General features: G+C 68.8%; 18 protein-coding genes. 15 read left to right on the top strand and 3 right to left on the bottom strand.

Features of this window, described 5'->3' with window-relative positions; all coding sequences use genetic code 11:
* Positions 1 to 21 precede the first annotated feature (21 nt).
* From C458_RS08490 to C458_RS18430, 10 genes are all read left to right on the top strand, one after another.
* On the top strand, positions 22 to 390 hold the full coding sequence (locus C458_RS08490; protein WP_004062994.1) for a hypothetical protein: 369 nt from the start codon (positions 22 to 24) through the stop codon (positions 388 to 390).
* Between the two features lie 7 nt (positions 391 to 397).
* Positions 398 to 970 (top strand): DNA-directed RNA polymerase, encoded by a 573-nt coding sequence (locus C458_RS08485; RefSeq protein WP_004041780.1) that lies wholly within the window; start codon positions 398 to 400, stop codon positions 968 to 970.
* Positions 970 to 1,167: a transcription elongation factor subunit Spt4 gene (gene spt4, locus C458_RS08480; protein ID WP_004041779.1), complete on the top strand. Its 198-nt coding sequence runs from the start codon at positions 970 to 972 to the stop codon at positions 1,165 to 1,167. Before C458_RS08485 ends, spt4 begins: the two co-directional genes overlap by 1 nt.
* 2 nt (positions 1,168 to 1,169) lie before the next feature.
* The gene (locus C458_RS08475; protein ID WP_008574855.1) at positions 1,170 to 1,709 is read left to right on the top strand and encodes a GTP-dependent dephospho-CoA kinase family protein; all 540 of its coding nucleotides are present in this window, start codon (positions 1,170 to 1,172) and stop codon (positions 1,707 to 1,709) included.
* Positions 1,710 to 1,777: 68 nt separating this feature from the next.
* On the top strand, positions 1,778 to 2,083 hold the full coding sequence (locus tag C458_RS08470) for a 30S ribosomal protein S24e (RefSeq protein WP_008574853.1): 306 nt from the start codon (positions 1,778 to 1,780) through the stop codon (positions 2,081 to 2,083).
* A gap of 33 nt (positions 2,084 to 2,116) precedes the next feature.
* A complete protein-coding gene (locus C458_RS08465) occupies positions 2,117 to 3,775 on the top strand; it encodes a bifunctional N(6)-L-threonylcarbamoyladenine synthase/serine/threonine protein kinase (protein WP_008574852.1) in 1,659 nt (552 codons plus the stop codon).
* 62 nt (positions 3,776 to 3,837) lie between these two features.
* Positions 3,838 to 4,116 carry a DUF5808 domain-containing protein gene (locus C458_RS08460; RefSeq protein WP_004041775.1) on the top strand — a complete coding sequence of 93 codons (279 nt, stop codon included), beginning with the start codon at positions 3,838 to 3,840 and terminating at the stop codon, positions 4,114 to 4,116.
* Between the two features lie 54 nt (positions 4,117 to 4,170).
* Positions 4,171 to 4,809, top strand: a complete 639-nt coding sequence (locus tag C458_RS08455; RefSeq protein WP_008574849.1) for a non-canonical purine NTP pyrophosphatase — start codon at positions 4,171 to 4,173, stop codon at positions 4,807 to 4,809.
* Positions 4,810 to 4,916: 107 nt separating this feature from the next.
* Positions 4,917 to 5,324, top strand: a complete 408-nt coding sequence (locus C458_RS08450; RefSeq protein WP_008574848.1) for an ACT domain-containing protein — start codon at positions 4,917 to 4,919, stop codon at positions 5,322 to 5,324.
* A 305-nt stretch (positions 5,325 to 5,629) separates the two neighbouring features.
* Positions 5,630 to 5,803 (top strand): hypothetical protein, encoded by a 174-nt coding sequence (locus C458_RS18430; RefSeq protein ID WP_008574845.1) that lies wholly within the window; start codon positions 5,630 to 5,632, stop codon positions 5,801 to 5,803.
* A gap of 59 nt (positions 5,804 to 5,862) precedes the next feature.
* Here the strand turns inward: C458_RS18430 and C458_RS08440 are convergent, their stop codons facing one another.
* Positions 5,863 to 6,339 carry a PIN domain-containing protein gene (locus C458_RS08440; protein ID WP_008574842.1) on the bottom strand — a complete coding sequence of 159 codons (477 nt, stop codon included), beginning with the start codon at positions 6,337 to 6,339 and terminating at the stop codon, positions 5,863 to 5,865.
* Between the two features lie 231 nt (positions 6,340 to 6,570).
* On the opposite strand from C458_RS08440, the gene C458_RS08435 reads away from it, so the two are divergent.
* Genes C458_RS08435 through C458_RS08425 form a run of 3 tightly spaced genes read left to right on the top strand, consistent with a single transcriptional unit; the run spans position 6,571 to position 9,185 of the window.
* The gene (locus C458_RS08435) at positions 6,571 to 7,599 is read left to right on the top strand and encodes a substrate-binding domain-containing protein (protein WP_008574839.1); all 1,029 of its coding nucleotides are present in this window, start codon (positions 6,571 to 6,573) and stop codon (positions 7,597 to 7,599) included.
* 24 nt (positions 7,600 to 7,623) lie between these two features.
* Positions 7,624 to 8,322, top strand: coding sequence for an ABC transporter permease (locus C458_RS08430; protein ID WP_008574837.1), 699 nt, complete (start codon positions 7,624 to 7,626; stop codon positions 8,320 to 8,322).
* Positions 8,319 to 9,185, top strand: coding sequence for a phosphate ABC transporter ATP-binding protein (locus C458_RS08425; protein ID WP_008574835.1), 867 nt, complete (start codon positions 8,319 to 8,321; stop codon positions 9,183 to 9,185). The genes C458_RS08430 and C458_RS08425 overlap by 4 nt, the downstream gene beginning before the upstream one ends.
* Positions 9,186 to 9,494: 309 nt before the next feature.
* Here the strand turns inward: C458_RS08425 and C458_RS08420 are convergent, their stop codons facing one another.
* Positions 9,495 to 10,148, bottom strand: coding sequence for a TrkA family potassium uptake protein (locus C458_RS08420; RefSeq protein ID WP_008574833.1), 654 nt, complete (start codon positions 10,146 to 10,148; stop codon positions 9,495 to 9,497).
* 40 nt (positions 10,149 to 10,188) lie between these two features.
* Positions 10,189 to 10,806 carry a hypothetical protein gene (locus tag C458_RS08415; protein ID WP_008574832.1) on the bottom strand — a complete coding sequence of 206 codons (618 nt, stop codon included), beginning with the start codon at positions 10,804 to 10,806 and terminating at the stop codon, positions 10,189 to 10,191.
* Positions 10,807 to 10,979: 173 nt separating this feature from the next.
* On the opposite strand from C458_RS08415, the gene C458_RS08410 reads away from it, so the two are divergent.
* Positions 10,980 to 11,606: a hypothetical protein gene (locus C458_RS08410; protein ID WP_049908237.1), complete on the top strand. Its 627-nt coding sequence runs from the start codon at positions 10,980 to 10,982 to the stop codon at positions 11,604 to 11,606.
* A gap of 244 nt (positions 11,607 to 11,850) precedes the next feature.
* The gene (locus tag C458_RS08405; RefSeq protein WP_049896665.1) at positions 11,851 to 12,900 is read left to right on the top strand and encodes a pectinesterase family protein; all 1,050 of its coding nucleotides are present in this window, start codon (positions 11,851 to 11,853) and stop codon (positions 12,898 to 12,900) included.
* The last annotated feature ends 42 nt before the right edge of the window (positions 12,901 to 12,942 follow it).

Here is a 12,942-nt window from a genome sequence, read left to right as displayed (position 1 = left end):
GTGACCGCCACCGTAGTCGTCATGGACACGAACGCGCTCATGATGCCGGTCGAGCTCGATGTCCGCGTGTTCGACGAGCTCGACCGGCTGCTCGCGGCTGACGCGGACCTCGTGGTCCCCACGGCCGTCCTCGACGAGCTGGAGAAGCTCTCGTCGGGCGGCGGGACCGAAGGGGTCGCGGCGAGCGTGGGCGCGGACCTGGCGACCCGGTGCCGGGCGGTCGAAACCGAGGAATCGTACGCCGACGACGCGGTCGTCGAACTCGCTGAATCGGGCGAGGTCGACTACGTCGTCACGAACGACAAGCCCCTCCGTGACCGGGTGCTCGACTGCGGGATTCCCGTCGTCGGCATCCGGGGGCACGCCACGCTGGCAATCACGGAACCTTAACGAAACTATGTACAAACGGGTACGACTCAAAGATACAGTCGAAGTCCCACCCCGACACCTGGGCGACGTGACGCCCGAGCGGGTCAAGCGACTGTTGCAGGACAAGTTGGAAGGACGGATGGACGAGGACGTGGGGAGCGTCGTGAGCGTCGTGAACGTCAACGACATCGGCGAGGGCACCGTGCTGCCCAACCGCCCCGGCGTCTACTACGAGGCCGACTTCGACGCCATCACCTACGACCCAGACATGCAGGAGGTCGTCGACGGCATCGTGGTCGAAGTCGTCGAGTTCGGTGCCTTCGTCGGCATCGGACCGGTCGACGGGCTGCTACACGTCTCGCAGATATCCGACGAATACCTCGCCTACGACGGCGAGAACCAACAGCTCGCGTCGACCGAGTCCAACCAGACGCTCGCCGTCGACGACGAGGTTCGCGCCCGCATCGTCACCAAGAGCATCGACGAGCGCAACCCGCGCGACTCGAAGATCGGCCTCACGGCCAAACAGCCGGGGCTCGGCAAGCACGGCTGGCTCGAATCGAAGCGCCAGCAGAGCGAGGCCTCGGCGGAGGGTAACTGATGGCGAAGCCCCGTCTCGCCTGCCGCGAGTGTCACTTCGTCAACGACCCGGACAAACAGACCTGCGAGAACTGCGGGTCGAGCAGTCTCACCGAGGACTGGGCGGGCTACGTCGTCATCACCCACCCCGAAGACAGCGAAATCGCCACCGAGATGAACGTCACCGAACCCGGCGGCTACGCGCTGAAGGTCCGCTGAGGATGCTCACCCTGCCGACGGCGCTTCGGGCGGCGTTCAAGGAGCCGTTCGGCCCGGTGTACGCCGAGGCCGACGACCTGCTGGCAGACGCATCCAGCGAGGACGCGGGCGCGCCGCTCGTCGCCGTCGGCGACGTCGTCACCTTCCACCTCCGCCGCGCCGGTCGCCCGCCGGACGTGGCCGTCGTCGACGGCAAGACGAAACGCGAGGCCGTCGGCGAGGAGATTCGGCAGGCGGTCGAGACCGGCCGCCTCGTCGAGGTCGAAAACGAACCGGGCACCGTCTCCGTCGCCCTCGTCGAGGCGCTCGTGGCCGCGCTCGACGACCCCGAACCGACGACGCTCCTCGTCGAGGGCGAAGAGGACCTCGCCACGCTCCCGGCGGTGCTCGCCGCGCCCGTCGGTTCGACCGTCGTCTACGGCCAACCCGACGAGGGAATGGTCCGCGTCGCCGTCACCGACGCGGCCAAACGCGAGATGCGGGACCTCCTCGCGCGGTTCGACGGCGACTTCGACGCCGTCGTCGCGCCCATCGACGCCTGAGACGCGGGCGCGCTCGTCCCTTCGAAATCCTTTTACTTGCTTCGGGGGGAATTACTGGTAACTGAACCATGGATATCGAAATCATCTCCGAGGAGGAGAACCCCATGTTGCACCGGACGGACGTTCGATTCGAGATCGTCCACGAGGAAGCGACGCCGTCCCGCCTGTCGGTCCGCGACTCGCTGGCGGCCAAGCTGAACAAGGACTCCGACGAGGTCGTCGTCCACGAACTCGACACGAAGTTCGGCATGCGCAAGACCGCGGGCTACGCGAAGGTCTACGAGAGCCCCGAGTTCGCGCGCGACGTCGAGCAGGACCACATGCTCGACCGGAACAAGATTACCGACGCCGAAGTCGAAGCCGAAGAGGCGTAGTCCCGGCTTCGGACCGCCGTTTCTTCACACTCGATGCGCATTCTCGGAATCGAAGGTACAGCGTGGGCCGCGAGCGCCGCGGTTTTCGAAACCGACAACCCCGACGCGCTCCGCTCCGGTACCGGGCGGACGCCCGACCCCGCGGCCGACCACGTCTTCATCGAATCTGACCCGTACCAGCCCGACAGCGGCGGCATCCACCCGCGCGAGGCCGCAGAGCACATGGGGACCGCCATCCCCGAGGTCGTCGAGACCGCGCTCGAACACGCCGCGGCGCGACACGACGGCGACGGCCCCGTCGTCGACGGCGTCGCCTTCTCTCGCGGCCCCGGTCTGGGGCCGTGTCTCCGCATCGTCGGCACCGCGGCCCGCTCGGTCGCCCAGACGCTCGACGTGCCGTTGCTGGGCGTCAACCACATGGTCGCGCACCTCGAAATCGGCCGCTACCAATCGGGGTTCGACTCGCCGGTGTGTCTGAACGCCTCGGGCGCGAACGCCCACCTCTTGGGCTATCACAACGGCCGCTACCGCGTCCTCGGCGAGACGATGGACACCGGCGTCGGCAACGCCCTCGACAAGTTCACCCGCCACGTCGGCTGGACCCACCCCGGCGGCCCGAAGGTCGAGGCGGCCGCGGAGGACGGCGACTACGTCGAACTGCCGTACGTCGTCAAAGGGATGGACTTCTCGTTTTCCGGCATCATGAGCGCCGCGAAGGACGAGGCGGACGCGGGCACGCCCGTCCCCGACATCTGCGCCGGTCTCCAAGAGACCGTCTTCGCCATGCTCACCGAGGTTGCCGAGCGCGCGCTGTCGCTGACGGGGACGGACGAACTCGTCCTCGGCGGCGGCGTGGGCCAGAACGCCCGCCTACGCGAGATGCTCGCGGAGATGTGCGACCAGCGCGGCGCGAAGTTCCACGCGCCCGAACCGCGGTTCCTCCGCGACAACGCCGGCATGATAGCCGCCCTCGGCGCGCGGATGCTCGCCGCGGGCGACACGCTCGCGGTCGAAGACTCGACGGTCGACCCGAACTTCCGGCCCGACCAGGTCGACGTGACGTGGCGCGGCGCGGACGAGTCGGTCGCACGCGCCTACACCGACGACGGCGCGATTCGCGGGGCCGAGGCGACCGTCGACATCGGTACCGGGGAGGTCGTCAAGCGGCGCGTCCCGAAGACGTACCGCCACCCGGAACTGGACGACAGGCTCCGCCGCGAGCGAACCAAAGCCGAGGCGCGGCTGACGAGCGACGCCCGGCGCGCCGGCGTTCGGACGCCCGTCGTCCGCGACGTGGACCCCGTCGACGGCGTCATCGCGTTCCAGCGGGTCGGTGACGCCGACCTCGCGGAACGGCTCGACCCCGAGGCCGTCCGCGTCGTCGGCGAGTACCTCGCGCGACTCCACGAGGCCGGTATCGTCCACGGCGACCCGACGACGCGGAACGTCCGGGTCGGGACCGGACCGGACGGGGAACCGCGCGTGTCTCTCATCGACTTCGGTCTCGGCTTCCACACGGGTCACGTCGAGGACCACGCGATGGACCTCCACGTGTTCGCCCAGAGCGTCCAGGGGACCGCCGCCGACGCCGACCCTCTCATCGACGCGCTCGAAGCGGGCTACGAGGCCGTCGGTTCGGCCGAGGTCATCGCCCGGTTGCGCGAGGTCGAGTCCCGCGGTCGGTACCGGTAGGCCGCCGCCGAGCTCGTCGGAAGGCCAAAACGATTTATCCCGAGCCGGCGTATCCGTCACACATGGCAGACAAACCGCAGCGCGGAACGCTTTTCGGCATCCCGTACAACTTCGAGCGCCCGAGCGCCGGCCGACTGCTCTCGTCGTACTGGCAGCCCGGCAAGGGCATGCTGGTCGAAAAGCCGTTCGGCATCGGCTACACGCTGAACCTCGCGAGCTGGCGGTCGTGGGTCGTCCTCCTCGTCGCCGGCGGCCTCCTCTGGAACGAGCGCCAGAAGGCCGAAGAGACGGAAGACGAGGCCGAGGCCGACGACGGCCCCGTCGAAGTCATCGTCGACTGAGGCGAAGCGACCGACACCGACGACTTTTCCACGTCCGCCCGCGGAGGGTCGGACATGCTCCGATACGTCACCACGAACGCGGGGAAGGTCCGCGAGGCGCTCTCGTACCTCGACGACGACGTGACCCAACTCGACTTCGACTACACCGAGGTACAGGCGTCCGACCTCGGCCCCATCGCGGCCCACGGCGCGCGCGAGGCCTACCGCTACGCCGACGACCCGGTGCTCGTGGACGACGCCGGGCTCTTCATCGACGGCTTCGAGGGCTTCCCCGGCCCGTACTCCTCGTACGTCGAAGACACCCTCGGCGTCGAGGCGGTCCACCGGCTGGCCGCGGCCGAACTCGACGAGCCCCGCCGGGCCTCGTTCCGCTGCGTCCTCGCGTACTGCGACGGCGAGCCGTTCGAGGCGAGTCCGGACCCGATAGACCGCGACGACCGGACCGTGGCGGCCGCACGCGGCGCGGAACAGGACGCGGAGGAGACGGAAGCGCTCCCGGTGAAGCTCTTTACGGGGAGCGTCAACGGTCGCATCGTCCCGCCGCGCGGCGAGGGCGGCTTCGGCTACGACCCCATCTTCGAACACGACGGCGCGACGTTCGCGGAGATGAGCGCCGAAGAGAAAAACGGCATCTCCCACCGCGGGCGGGCGTTAGCGAAGTTCGCGACGTGGTTTGCTGAGCGAACGGAGTGAGCGAGGCGTCCATCGAAAGTCACTGATTGTCGGCCAGACGCTGAACGAGAGTCGTCGACCGCGTCGCCAGCCGCTACGCTTACCTCGCCGGAGCGACCCCGAGACGCATGGACTCCAGCGACTTCTTCGAGGGCGGGACCGTGACCGTCTCGGCGGCGACCTACGCGGTCGTCAAGACCGAACGGGGTGACCCGGACGCCTTCGCGACGATTCGAGACGGAAACGAGACGACGGTCGTCGTCGAGGAGGGACGCGTCGACGAGACGAGCGCCGTCGAGGTCGAGCGGGGCTGGAAGCGACTCACCTTCGAGATGGTCCTGCCGTTCGAACTCGTCGGCTTTCTGGCCGAGGTCGCGGCCGCGCTCGCCGAGGAGGATATCTCGATATTCGCGCTGTCGGCGTACTCGACGGACCACGTGCTCGTCCGGGCGGACGACGTGGCGGCGGCCGCGACGAAGCTCGAATCGCTCGGTTGTACCGTCGAGCGCGCCGGAGAGTCCGGCGACGGGAACTAACGCCGGCCCCGGCTCGCGAGCGAACAGTTTGATACGTTCGGCGGTGCCACATTAGCCGTGATGGTTCCCGACTGCGACGACTCCCTCCCACTCGGCACCGACCCCGGCGAGACCGACCACGCGCGCACCGCCCGAATGAGAGTCGACCCTCGCCCCGGCCCCGACTTCGACCCTCGCCCCGGCCCCGATTTCGACCCTCGCCCCGGCCCCGATTTCGACCCTCGCCCCGGCCCCGACTTCGACCCCGTCACGACCCACAATCGCGGGGGGTCACGCTCAGGCACCGCGGGCGCGTACGGAGACGCATGAACCGAGCGAACGTCGTCGCCGCCGGCGCGGCCAGCGGCTACGGCATCGCCGTCTTCGCCGCCATCGCGGTGTTCTTCGGTGACGCCTCGCAGGGCCTCGGTGTTGCCGTCGGCTTCGGTCTCGTGACCGTCTTCGCCATCTTCGCGGTGACCCGCGTCCTCAACGACTGACCCGACAGGCGGTCAGCGACAGAGCCGACACGGGTGGTCGATTGGGGCGGCGCGAGCGACTACGCTCGCGGGTCGCGGTCCGGCCCGGGGTACGGCCCGCCTTCGACCTCGGCGTAGAGACTCTCCGGCGCGAACAGCGACGCGAACGCCTTCGGATGGCGGACGCTGACCGGGAAGCGACCGCCGAGCGCCGCGCCCGCCCGCGCCGAGCTGAGTCGGTCGTCGAACGTGAGGAGATGCATCGCGCCGCCGCGGTAGGCCGACGCCAGCGCGGGGTTGTCGCCGTCCGGATGGGCGACGGGTTCGGCCCACGAGCCGGTTTTCTCGCGCCAGTCGGCCGCGAGGTCGGCGTCCGCGAGCGACGAGACGACCGCCTCGGCGTCGTCGAGGAGCGGGTCGCTGGCGACGAGCGTCGTCCACGAGTGTCGCCGCAGGTGGTCGAGCGCCGCTCTCGCGGGGCCATCGACGAGCAGGTCGGCCGCGAGCACGTCGGCGTCGGCGACGACCCGCGCGGGCGAGGGCTCCGTCTCAGGCATCGTCGCCTCGGCGGGCGCGAAGCGCCTCGCTGATGTCGGCTTCGGTGGTCTCGTAGGCGGCGGCGCGGGCGAAAAGCGACTCCCAGCTCATGGCCGTCTCCACGGGGCGAGTCGAAAAGAATCCGACGCAACCGGATTCGGGGTCGAACCGTTACGATGCACCGGTATTGAAATTATTTGTGATTACGTTGCGTGGGAAACAGTTAATTCGCGTTCGGCGAACCACAATGCATGGCGATAGAGCGACGGCGTTTCTTACAGGCTGCTGGCGTCGGTGCGGTTCTCGGACTGAGCGGATGCACGGGGAACACGAGTCCCCCGCAGGCGAACAACGAGACCGCCGAGGGCTCTGGCGGGAGCGAAACCGGTGACGGTTCGACCCAAGAGCTGACGCTGGCGACGACGACGAGCACGTACGACACGGGGCTGCTCGACGCCCTGAACCCGGTGTTCGAGGAGAAGTTCAACGCTCGGGTGAAAACCATCTCACAGGGGACCGGCGCGGCAATCGAGACGGCGCGAAACGGCGACGCGGACGTGATTCTCGTCCACGCCCGCGGCGCGGAAGACGAGTTCCTGCAAGATGGCTACGGCGTCAACCGCCGCGACGTGATGTTCAACGACTTCGTCGTCGTCGGGCCGGCGGACGACCCCGCGGGCATCTCGGGGATGGAGAGCGCGGCCGACGCCTTTGCGACCATCGCGGACGCCGGGGCGACGTTCGTCTCCCGCGGCGACGACTCCGGGACGAACAAGAAGGAACTGCTCATCTGGGAGGCCGCCGGCGTCGAGCCGTCGGGGACGTGGTACCGAGAAATCGGCAAGGGCATGGGCGACACGCTCGTGCAGGCCGACCAGTCGGGCGCGTACACGCTCTCCGACCGCGGGACGTTCCTCGCGACGCAGGACAACATCGACCTCGAAATTCAGGTGCAGGGCCCGCTCAAGGGCGGCCCGACCATCCTGAAGAACCCCTACGGCGTCATCCCGGTGAACCCCGCGAAGTACCCCGACGTGAACTACTCGCTGGCGATGGCCTACGCCGGCTTCCTCACGAGCCCCGAGGGACAGGAGATAATCAGCAACTACACGGCCAACGGGTCGCAGTTGTTCTTCCCCAACGCGCTCTCGGAGGACCCGCAGTTCGGCCAGTACGTCCCCGAGAGCTACGACGGCGGGGAGAACGCCTCGTCGTCCGCGTCGGTCTCCGACGCGCAGTTCGAGTCGTGGGTGGCACAGCACGTCCCCGAGGACTTTTAGTCCGACCGGACCCCACCACCGCCCGTGTTCGCCCTCGGCGACCTGAACCTCACCTACCTCGTCAGCATCACGGCCGTCTCGCTGTACGTGAGTACCGCGGCGGTCGCGCTGAGCGCCGCGCTCGGCCTCCCGATTTCGCTGGCAGTCGGGTTCCGCGACTTCTACGGGAAGTCGGTCGTTACCTCCGTCATCTCGACGGGGATGGGCTTTCCGAGCGTCGTCGTGGGGCTCGTCGTCCTCTTGGCGCTGTCCCGGTCCGGGCCGCTCGGGACGTTCGAACTGCTGTTCACGCCCGAGGCGATGATTCTCTCGCAGACCATCCTCGCGCTCCCCGTCCTCGTGAGCGTCTCGCTGTCGGCGGTCCAGTCGGTTCCGCAGGACCTCAGAGACGCCGCGTTCGCCGCCGGCGGTACCTCGACCGACGTCGCCCTGTTGGTCGTCCGCGAGGCGCGCTACGGCATCGTCACGGCGCTTCTGGCCGCCTACGGCCGCGCCATCAGCGAGGTCGGCTCGGTCCTCATCGTCGGCGGAAACATCGTCTTCTCGGACAGCACGTCGTTCACCCGGACGCTCACGACGGCCATCACCGTCGAGGCGCGGAAGGGGAACATCGAGACGGGCATCGCCCTCGGAGCCATCCTGCTCGCGCTCGTCCTCGGCGTGAACGCCCTCGGCGCGCGCTTCCGCGACCGGACCCCGGGACGGAACGGGAGGGGACGATGACGACCGAAAGACCGGGTGCCGGCGATTCGGGTTCCGAGAAGCCCGACGAGACCGCCGCGCCCGACCCGGCGGCGAACGGCGCGCGGCGGAGCAAGACCCGACTCGCGGCCCGCAGCCTCGGCCACGGCTTCGGGGACGGCGCAGTGCTGGAGGATATCTCGCTCGCCGTCGAACCGGGCGAGGTTCTCGCCGTCGTCGGCCCCTCGGGGACGGGGAAGACGACGCTCTTCCGACTGCTCGCCATGTTCGAGCGTCCCGACGAGGGAACGGTCAAGGTCGGCGGCGACGACGTGTGGGACCTCCCCGAGGCCCGCCGGCTGGCGGTCAGACGCCGGGTCGGGATGGCGTTCCAGACGCGGAGCCTCTTTTCGACGACGGTCGAGGAGAACGTCTCCTACGGGCTCCGAGTCCGTCGGTCGTGGTCGGCTCGCGTCCGCGACGCGGTCGAGGGACTGTTCGGCCGCGACGAGCCGTCCGAGACGGTCAGAAACGCGCTTCGGACCGTCGGCATGTTCGACAAAGTCGGCCGCGACGCCGGCTCGCTGTCGGCGGGCGAGGCCCAGCGCGTCGCCATCGCGCGAGCGCTCGCGCCCGACCCCGACGTGTTGCTGCTGGACGAGCCGACATCGAATCTCGACCCGCGGAACACCGCCGCCATCGAGTCAGCGATGCGGGCGGCGCGGGACCGCGGCATCGCCGTCGCACTCGCGACCCACGACATGCAACAGGCCCGGCGGGTGTCGGACCGGACGGCCGTCATCCTCGGCGGGACGTGCATCGAGTCCGGGCCGACCGACGCGGTGTTCGAGTCGCCGGACGACGACCGAGTCCGCCAGTTCGTCGAGGGGGAACTCGTCTACTGAACGCGGGCTGACCGCCGCGGTCTCGTCGGGGGTATAACAGCACATATTGCGGGTAGATGGCGTGTGACTCCCGTCTGACGCAGATTTAAGGTTCCCCATACGTACCCGAGTATGGGGCGCGTATTCGGCCTTCGTTCCCATCCTCCCACCGGCGCGCCCGGCACGAAAACCACCACCACCATCGTCGTTCTGGTTCCCCCGGTACGACGCGCGGCGCCGCCACCACGGCGCTGTTTTCCGAGGCAGATACCACCGCAGCGAAGCGTCTCGGTTGCGACGGGCCTCGACACGAAAAGCGTCGGTTCGGCGTCAGCCGAGCAGTTTCGACCGAACCCGGTCCAACGCGTTGCGCTCCGTTAAGAGCGCGAGCTGGTCGCCGGGCTCGACGACGGTTCCCGGAAGCGGAATCGTCATCGGCTCGCGCTCCCGGCCGTGGGCGTAGACGCGACCGTCCGCACCGAGGTCGATGTTGGCGACGTGTTCGCCGACGACGGGCGCGCCGTCGGGGACGCTGACCGTCGTCAGCCGAAGTTGGTCGGTCAGGTCGCCGATGGCGTTGAAGTCGCCGCCGAGAAGCGCCGTCTTCGCGCCGGCCGCGCCGAGGCGTTCGGGGTAGATAATCTCGTCCACGTCGTCGGCGTAGCGCTCGTAAATCTCCTGGCGGTAGTCCTCGCTGATTCGCATGACCGTCCGGCAGTCGTACTCTTTGCCGAGCATGCAGGCCGCGAAGTTGATGTTCGGGTCACCGGTCAGCCCGCCGACGGCGTCCGCGCCCTCGATGCCGGCCTCCCGCAGCACGGTTTCGGTGCCGCCGTCGCCGAGGACGGCCTCGAACCCCTCGTCGCGGGCGCGGTCGACCTTCTTGTCGTTGTTGTCGACGACCGTCACGTCGTGGCCCTCCTCGCGGAGCACTCGGGCGGTCCGCGAGCCCACGCGACCGTACCCAACGATAACGAAATTCATGGTAGTAGTATGCACACCGGGTGGCTAAAAGATGGCCCCGTCAGGACCGAGTCCGTTCGAGGCGTTCCCTGACCGAATCGATGGTGTCCGCGAGCGGCGGCGTCCCGAAGAGGGCGACGAGCACCGCCCCGACGGTGTCGAAGACGAGGTCGACGATGGTGTCGCTGAGTCCGTACTGGACGAGGACGGCCTCAGAGCCGATGGCTTCGGCGGCAAGGCGCGCGCCGAACTCCAACACCTCCCAGAACACGCCGGCCGCGAGCGTGAAAAGCAGGACGTAGACGAACATGAAGCGGTCGGGGAGGTGGACGGCCTCGGTGTACTCGTCGACGGCCCGCGCGGTGACGTAGCCGACGGCCGCGACCACGGTCGCCGAGAGCGTGTGGGTGACGTGGTCCCACCAGTCGATGTAGTTGTACGGGCCGAGCATGCCGACGGCGTGGAGCAACACCGCCAGCGCCAGCCAGAGGCCGAGAAGCGGGTGGAGCCGAATCTGCCAGTCGCGGCGGAGCACCGCGGGGAGGAACGTCGCGCCCAGCGCGAGCACCGCGTTGACGACGACGCTCAGATTCCGCGTGTGGATGCCGACGAGCAAGATACACAGGATGGCGGCCTGAATCACCCGCCCCGCGAGCCGTTCGAATCGACAGGAGACCATCGCGGTGTGCTACGGCCTGAGCGCCCTAAATTCGACCGTGGTACTAGCTAGCACGACCACCGACACCGTTTTTCCTCCAGATTGCATACGCCTCACCGATGATGGCCACCACTCACGCCCTCGCGGGTGTCGTCCTCGGCACCGCCGTGTGGGCGCTGGTCCCCGAGGCCGGGATGCTCCCGGTGCTCGCGGCCGCNACCACTCACGCCCTCGCGGGTGTCGTCCTCGGCACCGCCGTGTGGGCGCTGGTCCCCGAGGCCGGGATGCTCCCGGTGCTCGCGGCCGCACTCGGCGGCCTGTTCCCCGACTTCGACCTGTACGCGGGCCACCGGAAGACCCTCCACTTCCCCGTGTACTTCAGCGCGCTCGCCGTGCCCGCGGTCGCGGTCGCCGCGCTGAACCCGACGACCACGACGCTCGCCGTCGCGCTGTTCCTCGCGGCGGCCGCGCTCCACTCCGCGTCGGACGTGCTCGGCGGCGGCCTCGAACTCAAGCCGTGGCTCGGCACCTCCGAGCGCGCCGTCTACGACCACTGGAACGGCCGGTGGCTCGCTCCGAAGCGCCTGATTCGCTACGACGGCGCGCCCGAGGACCTCGCGCTGACGCTCGCGTTCGCCGTCCCGCCGGTGCTCGTCTTCGACGGCCTCGCGGAGACGCTCGTCATCGCCGCGGTCGCCGTCTCCGGCGTCTACGTCCTGCTCCGCAAGCCGATGGTTGCGATTGCCGAGACCGCCGTCGCGGCGATGCCCGACCACGTCGTCGACCTCATGCCCGAGCGGTTCGTCCGCGACTTCCGCTGAATCGCACCCACTTCTGCCCGAGTCCCACCCGCTTTTTCGAACGCGTACGACGGCCTCGCCGCCGTCAGCGCTGCCCCTGACACCGACCAGCGGAGCGACGACGCCCCCCGCAGTGCCCGACGACGAACTGGGGAGACGAACCCGTTCGCGTCGGCGCGGTACGGGGGATGAACCGCTCGCGTCCCCGCCGTGAGAACCACCGCTACCCCCGAAGCGTATAGCATCGGAGAGAGTGGTACGGCTCATGCTCTCACTAGTCATGGCTCTCGCGGTTGCTGTCGGTTGCCTCGCCGTCGCCGCCGGGACGGTCGGGACTCTCGGGAACGCTGACGGCGCCGACGACGGCGACGAGTCTGACGACCCCGGGGATGCTCTCAATTCCGACGACCCCGGCGCGTACGACTACGTCGTCGCCAAGGACGGCAGCGGCGACTACGAGACGATTCAGGCCGCCATCGACGGCGCGAAGTCGTTTCCGCCGGAGCGAATCCGCATCCTCGTCCGAGACGGCGTGTACGACGAGAAAGTCGAAGTCCACGCGTGGAACCCCGACATCACCCTCGTCGGCGAGAGCGCCGACGGAACGGTCCTCACCCACGGCGACCACTTCGAGCGAATCGGCCGCGGGCGCAACAGCACCTTCTTCACCTACACGCTGAAAGTCCGCGGCAACGACTTCCGCGCCCGCGACCTGACCGTCGAGAACAGCGCCGGCCCGGTCGGACAGGCCGTTTCGCTCCACGTCGACGCCGACCGGGCGAGCTTCGAGAACTGTCGCGTCCTCGGCCACCAAGACACCGTCTACGCCGCCGGCGAGGGGGCGCGCCAGTTCTTCTCGGACTGCTATCTCGAGGGGACGACCGACTTCATTTTCGGCGGTGCGACCGCCGTCTTCGAGGACTGTCGCGTCCACTCGAAAGCCGACTCGTACGTGACGGCGGCCTCTACGCCGGCGAGCGAGCCCTTCGGCTTCGTCTTTCTCGACTGCGAGCTGACCGCCGACGCCGACGTGTCCGAGGTGTATCTCGGCCGGCCGTGGCGGAATCACGCCCGAACCGCGTTTATCCGCACCCGGATGGACTCGCACGTGCTCCCCGACGGGTGGCACAACTGGTCGCGCCCGGACGCCGAGGCGACGGTCGAATACGCGGAGTACGACAGCCGAGGCCCGGGGGCGAGCGGTGAGCGAGTGTCGTGGGCGACGGCGCTGACCGAGGACGAGGCTGAGCGGTATTCGAAGGCGAACGTGCTGGGTTCTGTGAGTCGTGGGGAGTGGTGGGACCGGGAGGAATGAGCGTGCGAACGGAGCGGGTCAGTTTCGACCGGGATCCAGCAA

The sequence above is a fragment of the Haloferax sp. ATCC BAA-644 genome, from assembly GCF_000336975.1.
Lineage (GTDB): Archaea > Halobacteriota > Halobacteria > Halobacteriales > Haloferacaceae > Haloferax > Haloferax volcanii.
Note: the sequence above shows the minus strand (reverse complement) of the source record. Positions and strands in the feature narration are given on the sequence as shown.

What these genes read in the sequence shown, in the direction of transcription:
- C458_RS08470 (WP_008574853.1), top strand. Translation starts at nt 1,778, where the DNA reads ATGGATATCGAAATCATCTCCGAGGAGGAGAACCCCATGTTGCACCGG.
- C458_RS08435 (WP_008574839.1), top strand. Translation starts at nt 6,571, where the DNA reads ATGGCGATAGAGCGACGGCGTTTCTTACAGGCTGCTGGCGTCGGTGCG.
- C458_RS08405 (WP_049896665.1), top strand. Translation starts at nt 11,851, where the DNA reads ATGCTCTCACTAGTCATGGCTCTCGCGGTTGCTGTCGGTTGCCTCGCC.
- C458_RS18430 (WP_008574845.1), top strand. Translation starts at nt 5,630, where the DNA reads ATGAACCGAGCGAACGTCGTCGCCGCCGGCGCGGCCAGCGGCTACGGC.
- C458_RS08420 (WP_008574833.1), bottom strand. Translation starts at nt 10,148, where the DNA reads ATGAATTTCGTTATCGTTGGGTACGGTCGCGTGGGCTCGCGGACCGCC.
- C458_RS08460 (WP_004041775.1), top strand. Translation starts at nt 3,838, where the DNA reads ATGGCAGACAAACCGCAGCGCGGAACGCTTTTCGGCATCCCGTACAAC.
- C458_RS08450 (WP_008574848.1), top strand. Translation starts at nt 4,917, where the DNA reads ATGGACTCCAGCGACTTCTTCGAGGGCGGGACCGTGACCGTCTCGGCG.
- C458_RS08425 (WP_008574835.1), top strand. Translation starts at nt 8,319, where the DNA reads ATGACGACCGAAAGACCGGGTGCCGGCGATTCGGGTTCCGAGAAGCCC.
- C458_RS08475 (WP_008574855.1), top strand. Translation starts at nt 1,170, where the DNA reads ATGCTCACCCTGCCGACGGCGCTTCGGGCGGCGTTCAAGGAGCCGTTC.
- C458_RS08415 (WP_008574832.1), bottom strand. Translation starts at nt 10,806, where the DNA reads ATGGTCTCCTGTCGATTCGAACGGCTCGCGGGGCGGGTGATTCAGGCC.
- C458_RS08455 (WP_008574849.1), top strand. Translation starts at nt 4,171, where the DNA reads ATGCTCCGATACGTCACCACGAACGCGGGGAAGGTCCGCGAGGCGCTC.
- C458_RS08490 (WP_004062994.1), top strand. Translation starts at nt 22, where the DNA reads ATGGACACGAACGCGCTCATGATGCCGGTCGAGCTCGATGTCCGCGTG.
- C458_RS08440 (WP_008574842.1), bottom strand. Translation starts at nt 6,339, where the DNA reads ATGCCTGAGACGGAGCCCTCGCCCGCGCGGGTCGTCGCCGACGCCGAC.
- spt4 (WP_004041779.1), top strand. Translation starts at nt 970, where the DNA reads ATGGCGAAGCCCCGTCTCGCCTGCCGCGAGTGTCACTTCGTCAACGAC.
- C458_RS08465 (WP_008574852.1), top strand. Translation starts at nt 2,117, where the DNA reads ATGCGCATTCTCGGAATCGAAGGTACAGCGTGGGCCGCGAGCGCCGCG.
- C458_RS08485 (WP_004041780.1), top strand. Translation starts at nt 398, where the DNA reads ATGTACAAACGGGTACGACTCAAAGATACAGTCGAAGTCCCACCCCGA.